The 21,096-nt window shown below is 70.7% G+C and carries 20 protein-coding genes and 2 tRNA genes; 16 read left to right on the forward strand and 6 right to left on the reverse strand.

Features of this window, described 5'->3' with window-relative positions; all coding sequences use genetic code 11:
• Window positions 1-206 precede the first annotated feature (206 nt).
• Window positions 207-683 (forward strand): GNAT family N-acetyltransferase, encoded by a 477-nt coding sequence (locus DW297_RS07270; protein WP_136030876.1) that lies wholly within the window; start codon window positions 207-209, stop codon window positions 681-683.
• A gap of 23 nt (window positions 684-706) precedes the next feature.
• Here DW297_RS07270 and DW297_RS07275 read toward each other — a convergent pair.
• A tRNA-Gly gene (locus DW297_RS07275) sits at window positions 707-777 on the reverse strand.
• Window positions 778-871: 94 nt separating this feature from the next.
• On the opposite strand from DW297_RS07275, the gene DW297_RS07280 reads away from it, so the two are divergent.
• The 10 genes from DW297_RS07280 to clpX all read left to right on the forward strand — a co-directional run bounded on the left by DW297_RS07280 (window position 872) and on the right by clpX (window position 10,188).
• Window positions 872-945, forward strand: a tRNA-Pro gene (locus DW297_RS07280).
• Window positions 946-1,004: 59 nt separating this feature from the next.
• Window positions 1,005-2,480 carry a trigger factor gene (gene tig / locus DW297_RS07285; protein ID WP_136030878.1) on the forward strand — a complete coding sequence of 492 codons (1,476 nt, stop codon included), beginning with the start codon at window positions 1,005-1,007 and terminating at the stop codon, window positions 2,478-2,480.
• A gap of 70 nt (window positions 2,481-2,550) precedes the next feature.
• A complete protein-coding gene (locus DW297_RS07290; protein WP_136030880.1) occupies window positions 2,551-3,045 on the forward strand; it encodes a tetratricopeptide repeat protein in 495 nt (164 codons plus the stop codon).
• 81 nt (window positions 3,046-3,126) lie between these two features.
• A complete protein-coding gene (locus tag DW297_RS07295) occupies window positions 3,127-3,714 on the forward strand; it encodes an ATP-dependent Clp protease proteolytic subunit (protein ID WP_136030882.1) in 588 nt (195 codons plus the stop codon).
• Between the two features lie 17 nt (window positions 3,715-3,731).
• Window positions 3,732-4,373, forward strand: a complete 642-nt coding sequence (locus tag DW297_RS07300) for an ATP-dependent Clp protease proteolytic subunit (protein WP_025105017.1) — start codon at window positions 3,732-3,734, stop codon at window positions 4,371-4,373.
• A 151-nt stretch (window positions 4,374-4,524) separates the two neighbouring features.
• Window positions 4,525-5,460 (forward strand): sugar-binding transcriptional regulator, encoded by a 936-nt coding sequence (locus tag DW297_RS07305; protein ID WP_136030884.1) that lies wholly within the window; start codon window positions 4,525-4,527, stop codon window positions 5,458-5,460.
• A 29-nt stretch (window positions 5,461-5,489) separates the two neighbouring features.
• Window positions 5,490-6,458, forward strand: coding sequence for a deoxyribose-phosphate aldolase (gene deoC / locus DW297_RS07310; protein WP_136030948.1), 969 nt, complete (start codon window positions 5,490-5,492; stop codon window positions 6,456-6,458).
• Between the two features lie 13 nt (window positions 6,459-6,471).
• A complete protein-coding gene (locus DW297_RS07315; protein ID WP_136030886.1) occupies window positions 6,472-7,914 on the forward strand; it encodes an aldehyde dehydrogenase family protein in 1,443 nt (480 codons plus the stop codon).
• Window positions 7,911-8,762: an aldehyde dehydrogenase family protein gene (locus DW297_RS07320; protein ID WP_136030887.1), complete on the forward strand. Its 852-nt coding sequence runs from the start codon at window positions 7,911-7,913 to the stop codon at window positions 8,760-8,762. Before DW297_RS07315 ends, DW297_RS07320 begins: the two co-directional genes overlap by 4 nt.
• 157 nt (window positions 8,763-8,919) lie before the next feature.
• Complete coding sequence (gene clpX / locus DW297_RS07325) at window positions 8,920-10,188, forward strand: ATP-dependent Clp protease ATP-binding subunit ClpX (protein ID WP_136030889.1); 1,269 nt, start codon at window positions 8,920-8,922, stop codon at window positions 10,186-10,188.
• A 24-nt stretch (window positions 10,189-10,212) separates the two neighbouring features.
• Here the strand turns inward: clpX and DW297_RS07330 are convergent, their stop codons facing one another.
• From DW297_RS07330 to DW297_RS07340, 3 genes are read right to left on the reverse strand one after another with little or no spacing between them, the layout of a single operon-like run.
• Entirely contained in the window at window positions 10,213-10,710 is a 498-nt protein-coding gene (locus DW297_RS07330; RefSeq protein WP_136030891.1) for a GyrI-like domain-containing protein, read from the reverse strand.
• Between the two features lie 19 nt (window positions 10,711-10,729).
• Complete coding sequence (locus tag DW297_RS07335) at window positions 10,730-12,781, reverse strand: M3 family metallopeptidase (protein ID WP_136030893.1); 2,052 nt, start codon at window positions 12,779-12,781, stop codon at window positions 10,730-10,732.
• A 9-nt stretch (window positions 12,782-12,790) separates the two neighbouring features.
• The gene (locus DW297_RS07340; RefSeq protein WP_136030896.1) at window positions 12,791-13,729 is read right to left on the reverse strand and encodes a LysR family transcriptional regulator; all 939 of its coding nucleotides are present in this window, start codon (window positions 13,727-13,729) and stop codon (window positions 12,791-12,793) included.
• An 82-nt stretch (window positions 13,730-13,811) separates the two neighbouring features.
• On the opposite strand from DW297_RS07340, the gene tdh reads away from it, so the two are divergent.
• The 4 genes from tdh to DW297_RS07360 all read left to right on the forward strand — a co-directional run bounded on the left by tdh (window position 13,812) and on the right by DW297_RS07360 (window position 16,931).
• Complete coding sequence (gene tdh / locus DW297_RS07345; protein WP_136030898.1) at window positions 13,812-14,855, forward strand: L-threonine 3-dehydrogenase; 1,044 nt, start codon at window positions 13,812-13,814, stop codon at window positions 14,853-14,855.
• Complete coding sequence (locus tag DW297_RS07350) at window positions 14,855-16,033, forward strand: glycine C-acetyltransferase (RefSeq protein WP_136030900.1); 1,179 nt, start codon at window positions 14,855-14,857, stop codon at window positions 16,031-16,033. Before tdh ends, DW297_RS07350 begins: the two co-directional genes overlap by 1 nt.
• A 65-nt stretch (window positions 16,034-16,098) precedes the next feature.
• The gene (locus DW297_RS07355; RefSeq protein ID WP_136030902.1) at window positions 16,099-16,716 is read left to right on the forward strand and encodes an ArsR/SmtB family transcription factor; all 618 of its coding nucleotides are present in this window, start codon (window positions 16,099-16,101) and stop codon (window positions 16,714-16,716) included.
• The gene (locus DW297_RS07360; protein ID WP_136030905.1) at window positions 16,713-16,931 is read left to right on the forward strand and encodes a hypothetical protein; all 219 of its coding nucleotides are present in this window, start codon (window positions 16,713-16,715) and stop codon (window positions 16,929-16,931) included. The genes DW297_RS07355 and DW297_RS07360 overlap by 4 nt, the downstream gene beginning before the upstream one ends.
• Window positions 16,932-17,001: 70 nt before the next feature.
• Here the strand turns inward: DW297_RS07360 and DW297_RS07365 are convergent, their stop codons facing one another.
• Together DW297_RS07365 and valS are read right to left on the reverse strand one after the other, a co-directional pair.
• Window positions 17,002-17,217 (reverse strand): hypothetical protein, encoded by a 216-nt coding sequence (locus DW297_RS07365; protein WP_136030907.1) that lies wholly within the window; start codon window positions 17,215-17,217, stop codon window positions 17,002-17,004.
• Entirely contained in the window at window positions 17,217-19,811 is a 2,595-nt protein-coding gene (gene valS / locus DW297_RS07370; protein ID WP_136030909.1) for a valine--tRNA ligase, read from the reverse strand. The genes DW297_RS07365 and valS overlap by 1 nt, the downstream gene beginning before the upstream one ends.
• Window positions 19,812-19,967: 156 nt before the next feature.
• Here valS and DW297_RS07375 point away from each other — a divergent pair, with 156 nt between their 5' ends.
• Window positions 19,968-21,017: a P1 family peptidase gene (locus DW297_RS07375; RefSeq protein WP_136030911.1), complete on the forward strand. Its 1,050-nt coding sequence runs from the start codon at window positions 19,968-19,970 to the stop codon at window positions 21,015-21,017.
• Window positions 21,018-21,096: the final 79 nt, after the last annotated feature.

Below are 21,096 nucleotides of genomic sequence, written 5' to 3' on the forward strand. Positions count from 1 at the left end.
CAGGGGAGCGGAGGGCGCGCTCGCGAACCGCGGCGGAAGCCGATGGCCCGCGCCTCCCGGGGGGCCGGCGGGTGCGGCGCTCGGGGCGCCGGGGTCCGTCACGACGTGCCCATTCGCTGATGCCTTCCGGTCGGGCTGCGGAGATCTGCTGTCAGCGTATTGGACCGGCGCTGCGTCCCGCGACCGGCCGGTGACAGGATGAGTCGATGGCACAGGTGAGCGTCCGACGGATGACGACCGACGAGTTCGAGGAATGGATGGGGGCGATCGCCCGCGAGTATGCGGCGGAGCAGGTCGCTGCCGGCCGGTGGGAGAGGGACGGCGCCGTCGATCGCGCGCGGGCGGAGAATGCGCGGATGCTTCCGAAGGGACCAGCGACGTCGCGCATGCTCGTGCTGCGAGGGCTCGACGAGGACGGACGTCCGATCGGTCGCGCCTGGGTGGGGCTCGACCACCCGCGAGGGGCGCCCGGCGTCGCGTTCCTCTATGACATCGAGGTCGTGCGGGATCGCCGAGGAGAGGGCCTGGGCAGGGCGTTGCTCGCCGCGGTGGAGAGCGCGGCGCGCGATGCCGGTGCCGAGGCGCTGGAGCTCAACGTGTTCGGCGGCAACGCGGCGGCGATCCGCATGTACGACGCGGCGGGTTACGCGGTCGTGACGCAGCAGATGCGGAAACGGCTCTGAGCGCTGACGCTCTGCCGTGGGAGAGGGGGTGACGGGAATCGAACCCGCGCAATCAGTTTGGAAGACTGAGACTCTACCATTGAGCTACACCCCCGGAACCGGAGTCCGGACTCCCACGATCATAGCGGACGGTCGGGCATGCTCCGGTCCGTTAGACTCGGTGGGGCTGAATCTGCGTGCGGATTCCCCGGGGCGTAGCTCAGCTTGGTAGAGCGCCCGCTTTGGGAGCGGGAGGTCGCAGGTTCAACTCCTGTCGCCCCGACTCAGATCCTCGACTTTTCAGCCGCGTCCGCGCGGAAACCACAAGGAGAACACACCAGCATGGCGAACAGCACCGTCGAGAAGCTGACCCCGACCCGGGTCAAGCTCAGCATCACGGTCACCCCGGAAGACCTCAAGCCCAGCATCGCTCACGCCTACGAGCACATCGCCCAGGACGTGCAGATCCCCGGCTTCCGCAAGGGCAAGGTCCCCGCGCCGATCATCGACCAGCGCATCGGCCGCGGCGCGGTCATCGAGCACGCGGTCAACGAGGGCCTCGACAAGTTCTTCCGCGAGGCGACGACCGAGCACAAGCTGCGCATCGTCGGCCGCCCGGCCGCCGAGATCACGCAGTGGCCGAACGAGAAGGACTTCTCGGGCGACCTGCTCGTCGACATCGAGGTCGATGTCCGTCCCGAGATCGAGCTCCCCGACTACGCGGGTGTCACGCTGACCGTCGACGCCGTCGAGGCCGACGAGGCCGCGCTCGACGCCGAGCTCGACAACATGCGCGCCCGCTTCGGCACGCTGATCCCCGTGGACCGTCCGGCCGCGAAGGGCGACTTCGTCGAGCTCGACCTGGTCGCGACGATCGACGGCGCCGAGATCGACCGCGCCGAGGGCGTCTCGTACGAGATCGGCTCCGGTGAGCTGCTGGAGGGCATCGACGACGCGGTGGAGTCGCTCACCGCCGGCGAGGACACCACGTTCCGCTCCGCCCTGGTCGGCGGAGACCACGCCGGCAAGGAGGCGGAGGTCTCCGTCACCGTCAAGGCCGTCAAGGAGCGCGAGCTGCCCGAGGCCGACGACGAGTTCGCGCAGATCGCCAGCGAGTTCGACACGATCGCCGAGCTCCGCGCGAGCCTGGCCGAGCGCGTCGCGCAGCAGGGCGTGTTCACGCAGGGTTCCGCCGCCCGCGACAAGCTCGTCGAGACGCTGCTCGAGCAGATCGACATCCCGGTTCCGCCGCAGCTCATCGAGGACGAGGTGCACAACCACCTCGAGGGCGAGGGTCGCCTGGAAGACGACGTGCACCGCGCCGAGGTCACCGAGGCGAGCGAGAAGCAGTTCCGCACGCAGGTGCTGCTCGACACGATCGCCGAGCAGGCCGACGTGCAGGTCTCGCAGGAGGAGCTCTCGCAGTACCTCATCCAGTCCGCCGCGCAGTACGGCATGGCTCCGCAGGAGTTCGTCGAGGCGCTGCAGTCGTCCAACCAGCTGCCCGCCCTCGTCGGTGAGGTCGCCCGCAACAAGGCGCTCGCGATCGCGCTGGGCAAGGTCAAGGTCGTCGACACCAACGGCAAGCCCGTCGATCTGTCCGACTTCGTGGTGACCGACGACGAGGCCGCTCAGGACGAGGCCGCCGAGGAGACGCCCGCGGAAGAGAAGCCCGCCGCCAAGAAGGCTTCCGCCAAGAAGGCTCCGGCCAAGAAGGCTCCGGCCCAGAAGGACGCCGACGCGGAGGAGAAGCCCGCCGCCAAGAAGCCGGCCGCCAAGAAGGCTCCGGCCAAGAAGGCTGCCGACAAGGGCGAGTGATCGCACGAACGGTGAAGAGGGCGGATGCTGCGGCATCCGCCCTCTTCTTTCGCATCGACGAGGAGGATGCATGAGCGCATGGGACGACCGGGTCGAGCAGGTGTGGGCCGAGGCGACCGGTGACGAGGTCGGCGACGAGACGATCGCACGGATCGACGCCCTGGCCGCCGAGCGCGGCCCGGACGACGCGCGGGCGGAGTTCGAGCGGGCGGGCGCCAGGGACTCCGCAGGGCGCCCGGCCGAGGCGGTCGAGCTGTATCGCCGGGCGCTGGCTCTCGGGCTCGATGAGGAGCATCGCCCGCAGTGCGTGATCCAGCTGGCGAGCTCGCTGCGCAACCTGGGGGAGTACGACGAGGCGCTGGCGGTGATCCGCGCCGAGGAGGAGGCCTCCGCCGACGGCCCGTACCGCGACGCGGTCGCCGTGGTGCATGCGCTGATCCTCGCGAGTGCCGGACGCCCGCATCAGGGGCTCTCGGTGGCGCTGCTGGCGCTGGTTCCGCACCTGCCGCGCTATCACCGTTCGATGACCGCGTACGCGCAGGAGATGGCCGAGCGCGACACCTGATATGCCGACGGCGAACACGACCTGAGTGCTGCGTTGACGCCGGTAGATTCGAATCACTGAAACACGGAAGCAGGAGCTGACATGGCTGAACCCCTCGTCGCGACAAGCGTCTTCGACAGGTTGCTGAAGGACCGCATCATCTGGCTCGGCTCGGAGGTGCGAGACGAGAACGCCAACGAGATCTGCGCGAAGATCCTCCTTCTCGCCGCCGAAGACTCCGAGAAGGACATCTACCTCTACATCAACTCGCCCGGCGGCTCGATCACCGCAGGCATGGCGATCTACGACACGATGCAGTTCGTGCCGAACGACATCGTCACGGTCGGCATCGGCATGGCCGCCTCGATGGGTCAGCTGCTGCTGACCAGCGGCACAAAGGGCAAGCGCTACATCACGCCCAACGCGCGTGTGCTGCTGCACCAGCCGCACGGCGGCTTCGGCGGCACGGCGAGCGACATCCAGACCCAGGCGCAGCTCATCCTGTCGATGAAGAAGCGTCTCGCGGAGATCACGGCGGGCCAGACCGGCAAGCCGGTCGAGCAGATCAACGCCGACGGAGACCGCGACCGCTGGTTCACGGCGGAGGAGGCCCTCGAGTACGGCTTCGTCGACCACATCCGCGAGCACGCCAGTGATGTCACCGGCGGCGGCGGCACGGGCGCCGAGTGAGGATGCGAGAGGACACCATGTACACACCCACGTTCCAGTCCGCCGGAAACCTGCCGTCCAGCCGCTACGTGCTCCCGCAGTTCGAGGAGCGCACGGCCTACGGCTTCAAGCGCCAGGACCCGTACAACAAGCTGTTCGAGGATCGCGTGATCTTCCTCGGCGTGCAGGTCGACGACGCGTCCGCCGACGACGTGATGGCGCAGCTGCTCGTTCTGGAGAGCCAGGACTCCGAGCGCGACATCACGATGTACATCAACTCGCCCGGTGGCTCGTTCACGGCCATGACCGCGATCTATGACACGATGCAGTACGTCGCGCCGCAGATCCAGACCGTGGTGCTGGGCCAGGCGGCGTCGGCCGCGTCGGTGCTGCTCGCCGCGGGTGCGCCGGGCAAGCGTCTGGCCCTGCCGAACGCCCGCGTGCTCATGCACCAGCCGGCGATGGGCGAGGCCGGTCACGGTCAGGCGTCGGACATCGAGATCCAGGCCGCCGAGATCCTCCGGATGCGCACGTGGCTCGAGGAGACCATGGCGCGTCACACCGGCAAGCCCGTGGAGCAGGTGAACCGCGACATCGATCGCGACAAGATCCTCTCCGCCAACGAGGCGCTGGAGTACGGCATCGTCGACCAGGTGCTCACGTCGCGCAAGCGCGCGTAAGCCCCGCCGTTCGAGAGGGCGTCCGTCGAGAGACGGGCGCCCTTTCGCGTGCCCGGCGGATGTGCGTCGGGACGGGGGTCGGGTGCGCATATGAGCAGAAGCGTGCGCGAACGCTGAATCGGGCCTACCCTGGACAGGGAAGGAGGATGCCGTGGAAGAAGACCTGCTCATGGTGCGCGTGGCGGAGCTGTACTACGACGAGGACAAGACGCAGGACGAGATCGGCGGCCTCCTCAAGATCTCCCGCTGGAAGGTCGGGCGGCTGCTCACCCAGGCCCGGGAGAGAGGGATCGTGCGCATCGAGATCGTGCACCCCCGTGCACGTCGCCTCGGGCTCGAGAGAGAGCTCGTCGAGCGCTTCGGGCTCAAGGACGCGGTGGTCGTGCCCGCTCCGGAGGGCGACGACGGCACGCTCGAGCGGGTGGCCCAGGCGGCCGCCGACTTCCTGACCGCGATGCGTCCGGTACCCCGCACGCTCGGCGTGAGCTGGGGCAAGACCCTCCGCGCCGTCGCCGAGGCGCTCCCCGACGGCTGGGCCAACGGCGTCACCGTCGTGCAGCTCAACGGCGGGGTCAGCCTCAACCGCCGCTCCGGAGGCGCGGCAGGACTGGCCGTCACGATCGCGCAGCGCGCGTCCGGCCAGGTCTCGCTGCTGCCGAGTCCCGCGATTTTGGAGCACGTCGAGACCAAGCGGGCCATCGAGGGCGACCGCACCGTCGCGGCCGTGCTCGAGGAGGCCGCGGAGGCGCAGGCGTTCCTGTTCACCGCCGGTCCCTGCGACGCGTCGTCGGCGCACGTCGAGAACGGCTACCTCCGCGCGGACGACGTCGAGGAGCTCGCACGCCGCGGAGCCGTCGGCGACGTGCTCGGCCGCTACGTCGACGCGGAGGGGAACATCGTCGACCCGCAGCTCGACGCCCGCACCGTGGGCGTCTCGCTCGACCGGCTGCGCGGCGCCGACCGCGCGGTCTTCGTGACCGCGGGACCCGCGAAGCACGACATCGCACGAACGGTGGTGACCAGCGGCCTGTGCAGCGTGCTGGTCACCGACGAGACCACAGCACGAGCATTGTTGGAGGAACAGTGACCACCACAGAACTCAGCCGCAGGGCGGCGGTGGACGTCCTCGGCGGAGAGCCGGACGACGCCACGCTGCGCCGCTTCCTGCACGGACTCCCGGGCGTCGACGCGGTCGGGCTGGAGCAGCGGGCGGCCGGTCTCGGCACCCGCTCGATCAAGACGACCTCGAAGGCCTGGGCGCTCGACACCATCATCCGCCTGATCGACCTCACGACGCTCGAAGGCGCCGACACCCCCGGCAAGGTGCGCTCGCTCGTCGCCAAGGCGAAGACCCCGGACGCCGCCGACCCCTCCACGCCGCGCGTGGCCGCGGTGTGCGTCTACGGCGACATGGTCGGCGGCGCGGTCGAGGCGCTGGGCTCCCTGCACGGCGACCCGGACGACGGCCTCATCTCGGTCGCCGCGGTCGCCACGGCGTTCCCCAGCGGCCGGTCGTCGCTCCCGATCAAGCTGGCCGACACCGCCGAGGCGGTCGCGGCGGGCGCCGACGAGATCGACATGGTGATCGACCGCGGTGCTTTCCTCTCCGGGCGGTATGGCCTGGTGTTCGACCAGATCGCCCAGGTCAAGGAGGCCTGCCGCCGCGAGGACGGCTCCTACGCCTCGCTCAAGGTGATCCTGGAGACCGGTGAGCTGAACACGTACGACAACATCAAGCGCGCGTCGTGGCTCGGGATCCTGGCGGGCGGCGACTTCATCAAGACGTCGACCGGCAAGGTGCAGCCCGCGGCCACGCTGCCCACCACGCTGCTCATGCTGGAGACCGTGCGCGACTGGTACCGCGGCACGGGCGAGCGGATCGGCGTGAAGCCGGCCGGTGGCATCCGCTCTTCGAAGGACGCGGTCAAGTACCTCGTCACCGTGGCGGAGACCGTGGGGGAGGAGTGGCTGCAGCCGCACCTGTTCCGCTTCGGCGCCTCCAGCCTCCTCAACGACGTGCTCCTGCAGCGACAGAAGCTCCGCTCCGGCCACTACTCGGGCCCCGACTACGTCACCATCGACTGACGGGAAGACGACCATGTCATTTCTGGAATACGCTCCGGCACCGGAGTCCACCGCGATCCTGAACCTCCGGGACAGCTACGGCCTGTTCATCGACGGCGAGTTCGTCGACGGCTCGGGCACCCCCTTCACGACCATTTCCCCGTCGAGCGAGAAGCGCATCGCCGAGATCGCGTCCGCGAGCGAGGAGGACATCGACCGTGCGGTCGCCGCCGCCCGCCGCGCCTACGACAAGACGTGGTCGAGGATGAGCGGCCGCGACCGCGGCAAGTACCTGTTCCGCATCGCGCGCCTGGTGCAGGAGCGCGCGCGCGAGCTCGCGGTCGCCGAGAGCCTCGACAACGGCAAGCCCATCAAGGAGAGCCGCGACGTGGACGTTCCCCTCGTCGCCTCCTGGTTCTTCTACTACGCGGGCTGGGCGGACAAGCTCGACTACGCCGGGCTCGGCGCGAACCCGCGGTCGCTCGGCGTCGCCGGACAGGTCATCCCCTGGAACTTCCCGCTGCTCATGCTCGCGTGGAAGCTCGCGCCCGCTCTCGCCGCCGGCAACACGGTCGTGCTGAAGCCGGCCGAGACCACGCCGCTCACGGCCCTGCTGTTCGCGGAGATCCTGCAGCAGGCCGACCTGCCCGCGGGCGTCGTGAACATCGTCACGGGTGCCGGGCAGACCGGGGCCGCGCTCGTGCGCCACCCCGACGTGGACAAGGTCGCCTTCACGGGTTCCACCGGCGTGGGTCGCGACATCGCTCGCGCGGTCGCCGGGACGAACAAGAAGCTGACGCTGGAGCTGGGCGGCAAGGCGGCGAACATCGTGTTCGACGACGCCCCGATCGACCAGGCCGTCGAGGGCATCGTCAACGGCATCTTCTTCAACCAGGGCCACGTGTGCTGCGCCGGCAGCCGCCTGTTGGTGCAGGAGTCCATCCACGACGAGGTCGTCGACCGGCTCAAGGCCCGGCTGTCGACGCTGCGCCTCGGCGACCCGCTCGACAAGAACACCGACATCGGCGCGATCAACTCCGCCGCCCAGCTGGCGCGGATCCGCGAGCTGAGCGACATCGGCGAGGCGGAGGGTGCCGAGCGCTGGACCGCCGACTGCGCCATCCCCGACCAGGGCTTCTGGTTCGCGCCGACGATCTTCACCGGTGTCGAGGCCGCGCACCGCATCGCGCGCGACGAGGTGTTCGGGCCCGTGCTGTCCGTGCTGACCTTCCGGACGCCCGCCGAGGCGATCGCGAAGGCGAACAACACCCCGTACGGCCTCTCCGCGGGGATCTGGTCCGACAAGGGCTCGCGCATCCTCGCCGTCGCCGACCGGCTGCGCGCCGGTGTGGTGTGGGCCAACACGTTCAACCGTTTCGACCCGTCGAGCCCGTTCGGCGGCTACAAGGAGTCCGGATACGGCCGCGAGGGCGGCCGCCAGGGGCTCACCGCGTACCTCAAGGGAGCCGCAGCATGAGCAAGCGACTGAGCGTTCCGAAGACCTACAAGCTCGCGATCGGCGGGGCCTTCCCCCGCAGCGAGTCGGGTCGCACGTACGAGGTGGTGTCCCGCAAGGGCGGCTTCCTCGCGAACGCCGCCAAGGCCTCGCGCAAGGACGCCCGCGACGCGGTCACCGCGGCGCGCGCGGCCGTGAAGGGATGGTCGGGGGCGACCGCGTACAACCGCGGCCAGGTGCTGTACCGCGTCGCGGAGGTGCTGGAGGGGCGCCGCGCGCAGTTCATCGACGAGATCGTGGCGCAGGAGGGCGTGTCGTCCTCGGCGGCCACCGCGCAGGTGGACGAGGCGATCGACCTGTGGGTCTGGTACGCGGGCTGGTGCGACAAGTACGCCCAGGTGGCGGGCAACGCGAACCCCGTGTCCGGTCCGTACTTCAACATCTCCGTGCCGGAGCCGACCGGCGTGGTCGCGATCGTCGCGCCGCAGGACTCGGCGCTGCTCGGGCTCGTCTCGGTCGTGGCACCGGCGCTGGTCGCGGGCAACACGGTCGTCGTGATCGCGAGCGAGCAGCACCCGCTGTCGGCGATCAGCCTCGCGGAGGTGCTGGCCACGAGCGACCTCCCCGGCGGTGTCGTGAACGTGCTGACCGGGTCGCCCGCGGAAATGGCGCCGTGGCTCGCCGCGCACCAGGACGTCAACGCGCTCGATCTGTCCGGCGCGGGAGCGCTCGACTGGGTCGACCTGCAGATCGCCGCCGCGGAGACCCTGAAGCGCGTGGTCGCTCCGGGCGAGGTCGTCGCGTCGCCCGAGCGGATCGCCGCGTTCACCGAGGTGAAGACCGTCTGGCACACCAAGAGCATGGTCTGAGCTCGGACCGCACGAGGGGCCCCGTCGCGCATCCCGCGGGCGGGGCCCTTCTCGATGCCGGGGCCGCGCGGAAGCGAGTCCGCGCCAATGCGGCCCGGTGTCGCATGCAGCGGTTAGGCTCGAAGGACGATCTCTGATCCCCCATAGGAGGACGCGCATGGCCCGCATCGGTGAAAGCGCTGACCTGTTCAAGTGTTCTTTCTGCGGAAAGAGCCAGAAGCAGGTGCAGCAGCTCATCGCGGGTCCCGGCGTGTACATCTGCGACGAGTGTGTCGAGCTGTGCAACGAGATCATCGAGGAGCGCATGGCGGAGTCGTCCGCCGAGGGTGTCGCCGAGTTCGAACTGCCCAAGCCGCGGGAGATCTTCTCGTTCCTCGAGGAGTACGTGGTCGGCCAGGAGCCCGCGAAGCGCGCCCTCGCCGTCGCCGTCTACAACCACTACAAGAGGGTCCGTGCGCACGGCACCCTGCAGCCGGCGGAGCAGAAGGCCGAAGAGGTCGAGATCGCCAAGAGCAACATCCTGCTCATCGGGCCGACCGGCTGCGGCAAGACCTACCTGGCACAGACGCTCGCCAAGCGCCTCAACGTGCCGTTCGCCGTCGCCGATGCCACCGCGCTCACCGAGGCGGGCTATGTGGGTGAAGACGTGGAGAACATCCTCCTCAAGCTCATCCAGGCCGCCGACTACGACGTGAAGCGCGCCGAGCAGGGCATCATCTACATCGACGAGGTCGACAAGATCGCCCGCAAGGCCGAGAACCCCTCGATCACCCGCGACGTGTCGGGCGAGGGCGTGCAGCAGGCACTCTTGAAGATCATCGAGGGAACGGTCGCGTCGGTTCCGCCGCAGGGCGGCCGCAAGCACCCCCACCAGGAGTTCCTGCAGATCGACACGTCGAACGTGCTGTTCATCGTGGCCGGCGCCTTCGCCGGGCTGGAGGACATCGTGTCGGCGCGCGTCGGCAAGCACGGCGTCGGCTTCGGCGCCCCGCTGCACGACAAGGGCAAGGACCTCGACCTGTTCAGCGAGGTGCTGCCGGAAGACCTCCACAAGTTCGGCCTCATCCCCGAGTTCATCGGGCGTCTGCCGGTCGTGACCAACGTGTCGCCGCTCGACCAGGCCGCGCTGATCGACATCCTCACCGGCCCGCGCAACGCGCTCGTGAAGCAGTATCAGCGCATGTTCGAACTCGACGGCGTGCAGCTGGAGTTCGAGGAGGAGGCGCTGCGCTCGATCGCCGACCTCGCGGTGGAGCGCAAGACCGGTGCCCGCGGACTCCGAGCGATCCTCGAGGACGTGCTCGGCCCCGTCATGTTCGAGATCCCGTCCGCCGACGATGTCGCGAAGGTCATCATCACGCGCGCCGCGGTCGACGAGGGCGCCCCGCCCACCGTGGTGATGGAGCGCAAGCGCAAGAGCGCCTGACCCCGACCGACGCCGGCGGGGCGGTCAACCGACCGGCATGATGAGGTCGGTGCGCAGGTCCTTCGGCGCCGTGTCCGGGTCGGAGACGTACACCTCGATCCAGACGCCGCGCGGATGGAGGTCCGCCTCCGCCGCCCGTGCGACGAGAGCCGCCCATCCGGCCCCGAGACCGTCGTAGGAGCCGAGGACGGTGGTCGCCACCGCGGATCCGGACGGAAGCGTGGATGCGACGATGGCGGTGCCGTCACCGGTGGCGAGGGGGTCGGACGGCGGGGCCTGCACGGGGAACCCGAGCTCGAGATCGAACACGCCCATCGGGTCGCCGTGGTAGATCGCCAGTGCCGGACCGGCGGGAAGCAGCGTGCCGGCGGCGAACGCGTCGCCGATGGCGCGGTACCCGGAGTCGAAGGCGTCACGGAGATCGGCGAGACGGAGCGCCTCGTGGCGGATGACCGCGAGCGGGACGGGGTCGAGGTCGAGCCGGTCGGCAGGGCCGAACGGGGCGTCGGAGAAGGCGTTCATGTGCTCAGGGTGCCACGGGTCAGCCGTCGAGTCCACGGCGCTTCAGCAGCGGCGCGATCTCGGCGTCGCGGCCGCGGAAGTCGCGATACGCCTCCAGGGGGTCCTTCGACCCGCCGACCCCGAGCAGACGCTCCCGGAAGCGGTCGCCGTTCTCGCGGGTGAGGCCCCCGTTCTCCCGGAACCACTCGACCGTGTCGGCGTCGAGCACCTCGCTCCAGATGTATGAGTAGTACCCCGCGCTGTAACCGCCGGAGAACACGTGCGCGAAGTACGTCGACGAATACCGCGTCGGCACGGCGGGGTCGTCGAGCCCGATGTCTGCCAGCGCCGCGGCCTCGAACGCCGCGACATCGTCCACGTCGTCGTCGACGGAGAGCCGATGCCAGGCCTGGTCGAGCCAGGCGGCGGCCAGATACTCGCTCGTCGCGTGTCCCTGATCGAAGGTCTCGGTTGCCCGGAGGCGGTCGACGATCGCGGGGTCGAGCGGCTCTCCCGTCTCGTGGTGGCGGGCGTAGTTGTCCAGGACCTCGGGCCAGAGGATCCACATCTCGTTGACCTGACTCGGGAACTCGACGAAGTCGCGGAACACGTTGGTGCCGGCGAAGTGGGGATACGTCACCGTCGCGAACAGGCCGTGCAAGGCGTGCCCGAACTCGTGGAACAGCGTCGTCACCTCATCGAGCGTCAACAGCGTGGGCTCTCCCTCTCCGGGCTGGGGGACGTTGAGGTTGTTGACCACGACGGGCGCGCTGCCGCGGAGTCGTGACTGGCTGACGATCGCGTTCATCCAGGCGCCGCCGCGCTTGGAGTCGCGGGTGTAGAGGTCGAGCACGTAGAGGCCGAGCGGGGAACCGTCGGCGTTACGCACCTCGAACACCCGGGCCCCGGGGTGGTAGGCGACCAGGTCGTCGCGCTCGCGGAAGGTGACTCCGTACAGCCGGGTCGCCGCGAAGAACACGCCGTCCTGCAGCACGCGCTCCGCCTCGAACCAGGGGCGCAGCGCAGCCGTGTCGATGTCGTAGCGGGCCGTACGCACCTTCTCGGTGTAGAACGCCCAGTCGTGCGCCTCGACCGGGAAGGGAGCGGGCTCCGACTCGTCGACCAGCGCCTGGAGCGCCGCGCGCTCGGCGCGCGCGTTGCGGGCCGACGGAGCAGCCAGCCGGCGCAGCATCCGTTCGACCGCCTCGGGAGAGCCCGCCGTCTCGTCGGCTGTGACGTATGCCGCGTGCGAGGGGTGCCCGAGAAGTGCGGCGCGCTCGGCCCGCAGGCGCACGATCTCGCGCAGGACCGGACGGTTGTCGTTCGCGTTGTCGCGCGAGCCCCGGGCGCGCGACGCGGCCAGGACGCGCCGCCGGGACTCCCGGACGCGGAGGCGGGCCAGGGCGGGATGGCCGGTGAACAGCGGCAGGGTGAGGAGGTACCGGCCGTCGAGCCCGCGGTCGGCGGCGGCGCGGGCGGCCGCGGAGAGCTCGCCCTGGCTGAGGCCGTCGAGTTCGGCCGCGGAGTCGAACACGACGGCGAGGTCGTTCGTGTCGCCCAGCAGGTTGCGCTCGAAGGTGTTGGTGAGCACGGAGAGCCGCTGGTTGAGGGCCGTGAGCTCGGCTTTGGCCGCGTCGTCGAGGCCCGCGCCCGCGTGCGTCATCTCGCGGTGGTACCGCTCCACGAGGTAACGCTGCTCGGGGTCGAGGGGCAGAGCGTCGCGCTGCTCGTGCACGCGTTCGACGCGCCAGAAGAGCGCCGCGTCGAGGGTGATCGCGTCCTGGTGGGCGGCCATGAGCGGCGCGAGCTGCTCGTCGATCTCCTGGATCTCCGGTGTCGCGTCGGCCGAGCTGACCGTGTAGAACGTGTGCGCCACGCGGTCGAGCAGCTCCCCGGACCGCTCGAGCGCCTCGATCGTGTTCTCGAACGTGGGCATCGATCGCACCCGCGTGATGTTCGCGACCTCGGCGAGCTGCGCCGCGAACCCGGACTGGAACGCCGGGAGGTAGTGCTCGGCGCGGATCGCCCGGTAGTCCGGCAGTCCGAAGGGAAGGGACGACGGCTGGAGGAGCGGGTTCGTGGCGTCGGTCATTCCCCGAGCCTAACGACCCGTGCCGAGCGCATCGTCGGCCTCGGTGCGCAGCCCGACCATCACGGCGCGCAGCGCGTCGACGACCACGCGGACGGACCGCCGGCGCAGGTTCTCCGGCCGCGCCAGGACGTCGATCATGCGGTGCGTGCTCACGCCACGCAGCGGGATGCGCACGATGTCCCGGTCGTCGACGCTGCGCGACGTGAAGCGCGGCAGCATGCCGAGCACCCCGCCCGCGGCGACGACGGCGGACACGGCGCCGTAGTCGTTGATGCGGTGGAGGACGTCGACCGGGCGCCCCGCGACGGCCGACACGGCGCGCAGCACGTCGTCGGGGGAGTAGCCGGTGCGGCTGGTCACCCAGCGCTCTGCCGCCACGTCGGCGGGCTTCAGGCTCGACCGCGTGGCGAGGGGATGATCGGCGGCGACCGCCACGTCGAGCGGCTCGCGCACGAGCGTGACACTGCGCACACCCGCCGTTGGCCACGGATCGGAGTGCTCCATGCGATGCGCGAGCACCAGGTCGTACCGGGAGGTGAGGGCGGGGAACTCGCTCTGGGCGACGTCTTCGTCGGTGAGCTGCACGGTGGGCGCGGCATCCAGCGCGGACAGCTCACGCAGCAGCGGCCCGAACAGCGCCTGCCCGACGCTGTGGAAGCCGCTGAGGCTCACCACGCCCGTCGCCGCCTCCTCGAAGTCGTCGAGGGCGTGCCTCGCGGCGGCCATCGCGTCGATCGCCTCGGTGCCCGCCGCGGCCAGGACCTCTCCGGCCGCAGTGAGCACGAGCGAGCGTCCCTCGCGACGGGTGAGCGGTGTGGGGAACGCCCGCTGGAGGGCGGCGAGCTGCTGCGACACCGCGGACGGCGTGACGCGCAGGGCCTCGGCGACCGCGGTCACACTCCCGAGGGCGCCGAGCTCGCGGAGGATCTGCAACTGGTGGAGCTCCATCGCGATAGTTTAGCCAGCACTACAGGGACGATGCAGGATCTGCCGATTGTTCTACAGCGATGGATGCGCTGAGATCGAAGACATGAAGGCTTTGTTCAAGGAGGAGCCGGGCGCCGGACTCACCCTCGTCGACCGCCCCGAACCGACGGCCGGACCGGGAGACGTGGTCATCCGCGTGCTGCGGACGGGCATCTGCGGCACCGACCTGCACATCCACCGCTGGGACGACTGGGCGGCCTCCGCCATCTCGACCCCGCTCATCCCCGGACACGAGTTCTACGGGGAGGTCGTGGAGGTCGGGCCCCTGGTGCACGACATCGTCGTCGGGGACCGCGTCTCCGGCGAGGGGCACATCGTGTGCGGCACCTGCCGGAACTGTCGCGCGGGGCGCCGGCAGATGTGCATCCGCACGATCGGTCTCGGGCTGCAGCGCGACGGGGCGTTCGCGGAGTACCTGTCGCTGCCTGCCGCGAACGTCTGGGTGCACCACGCCGACGTGACCCCGGAACTCGGGGCCGTCTTCGACCCCCTCGGCAACGCCGTGCACACGGCCCTGACGTATCCGCTGGTCGGTGAGGACGTGCTGGTGACCGGGTGCGGCCCGATCGGCCTCATGGCGATCGCGGTGGCGCGGCACGCCGGTGCGCGTTTCATCGCCGCGACCGATGTGAGCGCACCGCGGTTGGAGATGGCGCGGCGCATGGGCGCGGACGAGGTGGTCGACGTGTCGCAGCGCGACGTGCGCGACGCCCAGCGCGTGCTCGGCATGCGCGAGGGCTTCGACATCGGCTTCGAGATGAGTGGGGCGGCGTCGGCCCTCCCGGCCATGATCGACAACATGAACCACGGCGGACGGATCGCGATGCTCGGGCTGCCGAGCGCCGGCTTCGAGATCGACTGGGGCAAGCTCGTCACGCACATGCTCACGATCAAGGGCATCTACGGCCGCGAGATGTTCGAGACGTGGAACGCCATGGGCGCGATGCTGCAGACCAGCGCCGCGCTGCGCGAGGCGATCGGCCGCGTGATCGCCGACGTCGTGCCGGCGCGCGAGTGGGAGCGCGGCTTCGCGGCCGCGGAATCGGCGGGAACGGGCAAGATCATCCTCGACTGGACGGAGCTGTGATGTACGGAGACTTCAGGACCCATGTGGCGGAGGAGCTCGCCGGGATCGAGGAGGCCGGGCTCACCAAGCGGGAGCGCGGCATCCGCGGACCGCAGAGCGCGGAGATCACGGCCGACGGGACGCCCGTGCTGAACTTCTGCGCCAACAACTACCTCGGCCTCGCGGACGACCCCCGGATCCTCGCGTCGGCCACCGCCGCGCTGCAGGAGTGGGGATACGGGCTCGCGAGCGTCCGCTTCATCTGCGGCACCCAGGAGCAGCATCTGGAGCTGGAGCGGCGCCTGGCGGACTTCCTCGGGACGGACGACGCGATCCTCTACTCGTCGTGCTTCGACGCGAACGGCGGGGTGTTCGAGACGCTCTTCTCGGCGGAGGACGCGATCATCTCGGACGAGCTCAACCACGCGTCGATCATCGACGGGATCCGACTCTCCAAGGCGCGTCGCCTGCGCTACCGCAACCGCGACATGGCCGACCTGGAGGAGCAGCTGCGGGCGGCGGCCGATGCCCGGTTCCGGGTGGTCGTGACCGACGGCGTGTTCTCGATGGACGGCTACATCGCGCCGCTGGCCGAGATCTGCGACCTGGCCGAGCGCTACGACGCGCTGGTGTTCGTGGACGATTCCCACGCCGTCGGGTTCGTGGGCGAGCACGGCCGCGGCACTCCGGAGCTGTGCGGGGTGTCGGACCGGGTCGACATCTACACCGGCACGTTCGGCAAGGCGCTCGGCGGCGCCTCGGGCGGGTACGTGGCCTCCCACGCCGACATCGTGGCACTGCTGCGACAGCGGTCGCGCCCCTACCTGTTCTCGAACACGCTGGCCCCCGCGATCGTGGCGGGAACCCTGACGGCGCTCGACCTCGTCGAGGGATCCGCCGAGCTGCGGGCGCGACTGCGCGAGAACGCGGCGCTGTTCCGGCGCCGGATGACCGAGGAGGGGTTCGAGCTGCTGCCGGGGGAGCACCCGATCGTCCCGGTGATGTTCGGCGATGCGGCGAAGACGGCGCGGATCGCCCAGGCCATGCAGGAGCGGGGCATCTACGTGACCGCGTTCAGCTTCCCCGTCGTCCCGCGCGGGCTCGCGCGCATCCGCGTGCAGCTGTCCGCCGCACACACGCCGGAGCAGGTGGAGGAGTGCGTCGCCGCGTTCGTGGCGGCGCGTGACGCGGTGGGCTGACGGGAGCGGATCCGGATGCAAAGAAACCCTTGCAAAGAATCGTTTGCAAGGGTATCTTTGCACTCATGACCGAACAGACCCAGGTGCGAACGCTCGACGCCGGAGCGCTGAAGGCCCTCGCCCACCCGCTTCGCGTGAAGATCTTCGACCTGCTCGCCTCGCGCGGCCCCCAGACCGCGAGCTCCCTCGCCGCGCTCGTAGGGGAGACCTCGGGTTCCACGAGCTATCACCTGCGCGCCCTCGCCGCGCACGACCTCATCCGCGAGGTCGAGGGCCGCGGCACCGCCAGGGAGCGCTGGTGGGAGCGGCCTAAGGGGCGCATCGACGTGCCGGGCCCGGACGACATGACCTCGCCCGCGAACCGCGCCGCCGCGCAGATCGTGACCTCCGAGTTCTTCCGGCTGCGGCACGAGACGCTGATGTCGTACCTGAACCGACCGGCGTCCGAGGTTCCCGACGGGTGGGGTGACGTGGGCATCACGCTCACCACGCACCTCGACGTGACCCCCGCCCAGGCACTCGCCCTGCGCGCGGAGCTGGAGGCCGTCATCGAATCGGCGATCGAGCGGTACCGCGGCCAGACCGGGCCGGACGTGCGGCGGGTGTCGGTGCGCGCCGAGCTGTTCGACCTGCCGACGCCGCCGTCCGCGGCGGGTGCGGCCGAGCCGGGGTCCGCATCATGACCGCCGCCACGCTGCACCTCTCCGCCCCCACGCGCACGGAGCGGGGGCTGCTGCGCCTCGCCGACCGCCTCACCGGACTCGTCGAGCATCGCGTGGCCGAGCGCGCGCGGCGCCGCCAGCTCGCCCTCGACCTGCTGGCGGAGCAGCAGGCTCGCCGCCACGACCCGCACGCCGTGGACCACCTGCTCGCCCAGCTCGGGGCGCCGCGCCGCTGACGGCCCCTGCCACGGACGCGAGAGCCCCGGATCCGCAGAGGATCCGGGGCTCTCGTCGCACGGGGGCTGTTCAGTCCTCGAACGGACGCGCCACCACCTCGCCGGACGCCGTCTGCACGACCTCCCAGCCCGCGTCGAGCTCGGCGAGCGCCCGGCCCTCCAGCCAGGTGAGCGTCCAGTGTCCGGTGAGCCCGCGGGCCTCGACCTCGGCGATCGCGGGGCGCAGCGCCTCCGGGACCGACGCGGGCGGCTGCGTGCCGGTGGCCCAGCGGGTGCCGAGCTGCATCACGACGCCTCGACCGGGGCGAGCTCGATCGCGGTCACCGCGAACTCCTCGGCCTCGGTGAACTCGAGCTCGGCGATGCGGCCGACCGCGCGGAGGTCGTCGGCGGCGGCGCGCAGCGCGTCGAGCTTCGCGGCAGGGGCGGCGATCGCCGCGCGCGACACCGGGGTCTTCTGCGACGCCTTCGCCTCGGTCTTCGCACGACGGATGCCGATCAGGGCCTCGCTCGCGGCGGCCAGCACCGCGGCGTCGCCCTCGATGCCCAGCGGCTCCGGCCACGCGGCGGTGTGCACGGAACCCTGCTCGAACCACGACCACGCCTCCTCGGTCGCGAACGACAGCACGGGCGCGAGCAGACGCAGGAGCGTGGACAGCGCCAGGCGCAGCGCCAGTGCCGCCGACGCCTGTCCCACGTCGTTCTGGTTGTACGCCCGCTCCTTCACCAGCTCCAGGTAGTCGTCGCAGAACGTCCAGAAGAACGCCTCGGTGAGCTCGAGCGCGCGCGCGGCGTCGTAGCGGTCGAACGCCGCGGTCGCCTCCGCCACCACGGCGTCGAGGGCCGTGAGCATCGAGGCGTCCAGCGCGTGGGTGACCTGCGCCCCCTCCGGCACCGGGAACGACAGCACGAACTTCGCGGCGTTGAGCACCTTGATGGCCAGGCGCCGCCCGATCTTCACCTGGGTCGGATTCTGCGGGTCGAACGCGGCGTCCATGCCCAGTCGGCTGGAGGCCGCCCAGTACCGCACCGCGTCGGAGCCGTGCGCGTCGAGCACGTCGGCCGGGGTGACCACGTTGCCCTTCGACTTCGACATCTTCTTGCGGTCCGGGTCGACGATGAAGCCGGAGATCGCGGCGTTCTTCCACGGGGCCCTGCCGTCTTCCAGCGTGGAACGCAGCATGGTGGAGAACAGCCAGGTGCGGATGATGTCCTGCCCCTGCGGACGCAGGTCGAACGGGGCCGTGAGCTGCCACAGCTCCTCGTCGCGCTGCCAGCCGCCGGCGAGCTGCGGCGTGAGCGACGACGTGGCCCACGTGTCGAGGATGTCGGCCTCGGCGTCGAACCCGCCCGGCACGCCGCGCTGGTCTTCCGTGTACCCGGCCGGCACGTCGGTGGTCGGGTCGATCGGCAGGCTCGCGGCGTCGGGGACGAGCACGCGGTCGTAGTCGCGGTCGCCGTTCTCGTCCAGCGCGTACCAGAGGGGGATCGGCACGCCGAAGAAGCGCTGCCGGGACACGAGCCAGTCGCCGGTGAGACCGCCGACCCAGTTCTCGTACCGCACGCGCATGAAGTCGGGGTGCCACGCGAGCTCCTGCCCGTGCGCGAGCAGCTGGTCACGCAGCTCGCCGTCGCGGGCGCCGTTGCGGATGTACCACTGGCGCGTGGACACGATCTCGAGCGGACGGTCGCCCTTCTCGAAGAACTTCACGGCGTGCTGGAAGGGCTTGCCGAGCGCGGTCAGGTCGCCCGTCTCCTGCAGCTTCTCGACGATCGCCTTGCGGGCGCTGAACACGGTCTTGCCGGCGACCTCGGCCGCGTACCAGGCGCGGGCGTCGGCGTCGGCCACGAGGGACGGAGCCTCCGGGAGGAAGCGGCCGTCGAGGCCGATCGTGGTCATGTTCGGCAGGTCGCGACCATCGGTCGTGCGCAGCTCACGCCACCAGACGATGTCGGTCACGTCGCCGAAGGTGCACACCATGGCGGCACCGGTGCCCTTGTCGGGCTGGGCGAGGTGGTGACCGTGGATCTCGATCTCGGCACCGAAGAACGGGGTGCGCACCTTCGTGCCGATCAGGTGCTTGTGCGGGCCCTCGGGGTGGGTCACGATCGCGATGCACGCGGGGAGGAGCTCCGGACGCGTGGTGTCGATCGCGATCGAGCCGGAGCCGTCCGCGAAGGGGAACTCGATCGTGTGATACGCGGCCTGCTGGTCGCGGTCCTCCAGCTCGGCCTGCGCGATGGCGGAGCGGAAGTCGATGTCCCACAGCGTCGGCGCGAGGGCCTGGTAGGCCTCGCCCCGGTCGATGTTGCGCAGGAACGCGAGCTGGCTCTGGCGGATCGTGTCGTCGGAGATCGTGCGGTAGGTCTGCGTCCAGTCCACGCTCAGGCCGAGCTGCCGGAACAGTGCCTCGAACTGCTTCTCATCCTCGATCGTGAGGCGCTCGCACAGCTCGATGAAGTTGCGCCGGCTGATGGGCTGCTGGTCGGCCGCACGGCTGGACTTGTTGTCTCCGCCCTCGAACGGCGGGGCGAAGTCGGGGTCATAGGGGAGCGAGGGGTCGCAGCGCACGCCGTAGTAGTTCTGCACGCGGCGCTCGGTGGGCAGGCCGTTGTCGTCCCAGCCCATCGGGTAGAACACGGTCTTGCCGCGCATCCGCTCGTACCGCGCCTTGACGTCGGTGTGCGTGTACGAGAACACGTGCCCGATGTGCAGGCTGCCCGAGGCGGTGGGCGGCGGGGTGTCGATCGAGTACACGCCCTCACGGCCGAGTTCCGCGGCGCGCAGACGGTCGAACAGGTAGGTGCCCTGCTCCGCCCAGGCGGCGTCCCACTTCGCTTCGAGACCTTCGAGTGCGGGCTTGTCAGGGATGGCGGACATGGAGGTCTCCTCGAGCGATGTATGCGGCACTGTGTGAGCGTGCCTGAGTGTGGGTGGTGCCGCCCAGTCTACCGAGCGTGCGGGCGGGTCGCTCGACCGCGGCGGGCGCTCGGCGCGGCGCGGACCCGCACCCGCCGCGACTGGGAGGATCGGAGCATGACATCGCCGTCGTCCTCGTCCACCCGTCCCCGGCTCGCCGACCTCGGCGTCGCGGCCGGAGCCTTCGCGCGCGGTGCGGAGAACGCGATCACCGACGTGCCCGGGGTGCGGGTCGGCCACGCCACGCTGCACGGCGACGGTCTGCACACGGGGGTCACGGCGATCGTGCCGGACGCGCTCACCGCGCGGCGCCGCAGCCTTCCCGCGAACCTCTCCGTGGGCAACGGCTACGGCAAGCTCGTCGGTGCCACGCAGCTGCGCGAGCTCGGCGCGCTGGAGACGCCGATCCTCCTCACGTCGACCCTGTCGGTGTTCCGCGTGGCCGACGCGCTGCTCGGGCACCTGCTGGCGACACCCGCGCACGCGCACACGACGACGCTGAACCCGGTGGTGGGGGAGACGAACGACGGGTTCCTCTCGGACATCCGTCGGCGGGCCGTGGGCGAGGAGCAGGTGGTCGCGGCACTGGAGGCGGCGGCGTCCGGTCCCGTCGCGGAGGGCTGTGTCGGTGCGGGTGCCGGGACGGTCGCCCTCGGCTACAAGGGCGGCATCGGCACGGCGTCGCGGGTGGCCGACGTGGCCGGAACCCCGTGCACGGTCGGCGCGCTCGTGCAGACGAACTTCAGTGGCACGCTGCGCATCGCCGGGGTGCCCCTGCCCGCGGAGGAGCTGCTCACGGACGACCCTGCGGAGCCGGTCGGGAACTCCTGCATGATCGTCGTCGCCACCGATGCGCCGGTCGACGGCCGCCAGCTCGGGCGCGTGGCCAACCGCGCCGTGTTCGCGATGCGGGGCGTCGGTGCCGACTACGCGCAGGGCAGCGGCGACTACGCCATCGCGTTCTCCGTGCACGACCCGGCGACGGGCGGGCTCGCGGCGGACGACGAGCTCTCGCCGCTGTTCGCCGCGACGATGGACGCGGTCGAGGAGGCGCTGATCAACTCCGTGCTGGCCGCCGAGACCACCGTGGGCCCCGAGGGGCGGACGGCGCACGCGGTGCCGATCGATCGGGTGCGCGAGCGCCTGGCGCGCGCCGGGGTCGTCTGACCGGCGTTCACGACCCGGGGGGAAACGTCGCCGTGGAGGACGGACGCGCGACGTGTCACGGCAACCGCGCCCGGATGTC

Origin of the sequence: Microbacterium sp. PF5 (assembly GCF_004794315.1) — a bacterium.
Lineage (GTDB): Bacteria > Actinomycetota > Actinomycetes > Actinomycetales > Microbacteriaceae > Microbacterium > Microbacterium sufflavum.

Bases quoted from the DNA above. Each gene is read 5' to 3' on its own strand.
- tdh (WP_136030898.1), top strand. From the start codon at position 13,812: ATGAAGGCTTTGTTCAAGGAGGAGCCGGGCGCCGGACTCACCCTCGTC.
- DW297_RS07315 (WP_136030886.1), top strand. From the start codon at position 6,472: ATGTCATTTCTGGAATACGCTCCGGCACCGGAGTCCACCGCGATCCTG.
- DW297_RS07365 (WP_136030907.1), bottom strand. From the start codon at position 17,217: ATGCAGCTCGGCACCCGCTGGGCCACCGGCACGCAGCCGCCCGCGTCG.
- DW297_RS07320 (WP_136030887.1), top strand. From the start codon at position 7,911: ATGAGCAAGCGACTGAGCGTTCCGAAGACCTACAAGCTCGCGATCGGC.
- DW297_RS07295 (WP_136030882.1), top strand. From the start codon at position 3,127: ATGGCTGAACCCCTCGTCGCGACAAGCGTCTTCGACAGGTTGCTGAAG.
- tig (WP_136030878.1), top strand. From the start codon at position 1,005: ATGGCGAACAGCACCGTCGAGAAGCTGACCCCGACCCGGGTCAAGCTC.
- DW297_RS07355 (WP_136030902.1), top strand. From the start codon at position 16,099: ATGACCGAACAGACCCAGGTGCGAACGCTCGACGCCGGAGCGCTGAAG.
- clpX (WP_136030889.1), top strand. From the start codon at position 8,920: ATGGCCCGCATCGGTGAAAGCGCTGACCTGTTCAAGTGTTCTTTCTGC.
- valS (WP_136030909.1), bottom strand. From the start codon at position 19,811: ATGTCCGCCATCCCTGACAAGCCCGCACTCGAAGGTCTCGAAGCGAAG.
- DW297_RS07340 (WP_136030896.1), bottom strand. From the start codon at position 13,729: ATGGAGCTCCACCAGTTGCAGATCCTCCGCGAGCTCGGCGCCCTCGGG.
- DW297_RS07350 (WP_136030900.1), top strand. From the start codon at position 14,855: ATGTACGGAGACTTCAGGACCCATGTGGCGGAGGAGCTCGCCGGGATC.
- DW297_RS07290 (WP_136030880.1), top strand. From the start codon at position 2,551: ATGAGCGCATGGGACGACCGGGTCGAGCAGGTGTGGGCCGAGGCGACC.
- DW297_RS07335 (WP_136030893.1), bottom strand. From the start codon at position 12,781: ATGACCGACGCCACGAACCCGCTCCTCCAGCCGTCGTCCCTTCCCTTC.
- DW297_RS07300 (WP_025105017.1), top strand. From the start codon at position 3,732: ATGTACACACCCACGTTCCAGTCCGCCGGAAACCTGCCGTCCAGCCGC.
- DW297_RS07270 (WP_136030876.1), top strand. From the start codon at position 207: ATGGCACAGGTGAGCGTCCGACGGATGACGACCGACGAGTTCGAGGAA.
- DW297_RS07330 (WP_136030891.1), bottom strand. From the start codon at position 10,710: ATGAACGCCTTCTCCGACGCCCCGTTCGGCCCTGCCGACCGGCTCGAC.
- DW297_RS07375 (WP_136030911.1), top strand. From the start codon at position 19,968: ATGACATCGCCGTCGTCCTCGTCCACCCGTCCCCGGCTCGCCGACCTC.
- DW297_RS07360 (WP_136030905.1), top strand. From the start codon at position 16,713: ATGACCGCCGCCACGCTGCACCTCTCCGCCCCCACGCGCACGGAGCGG.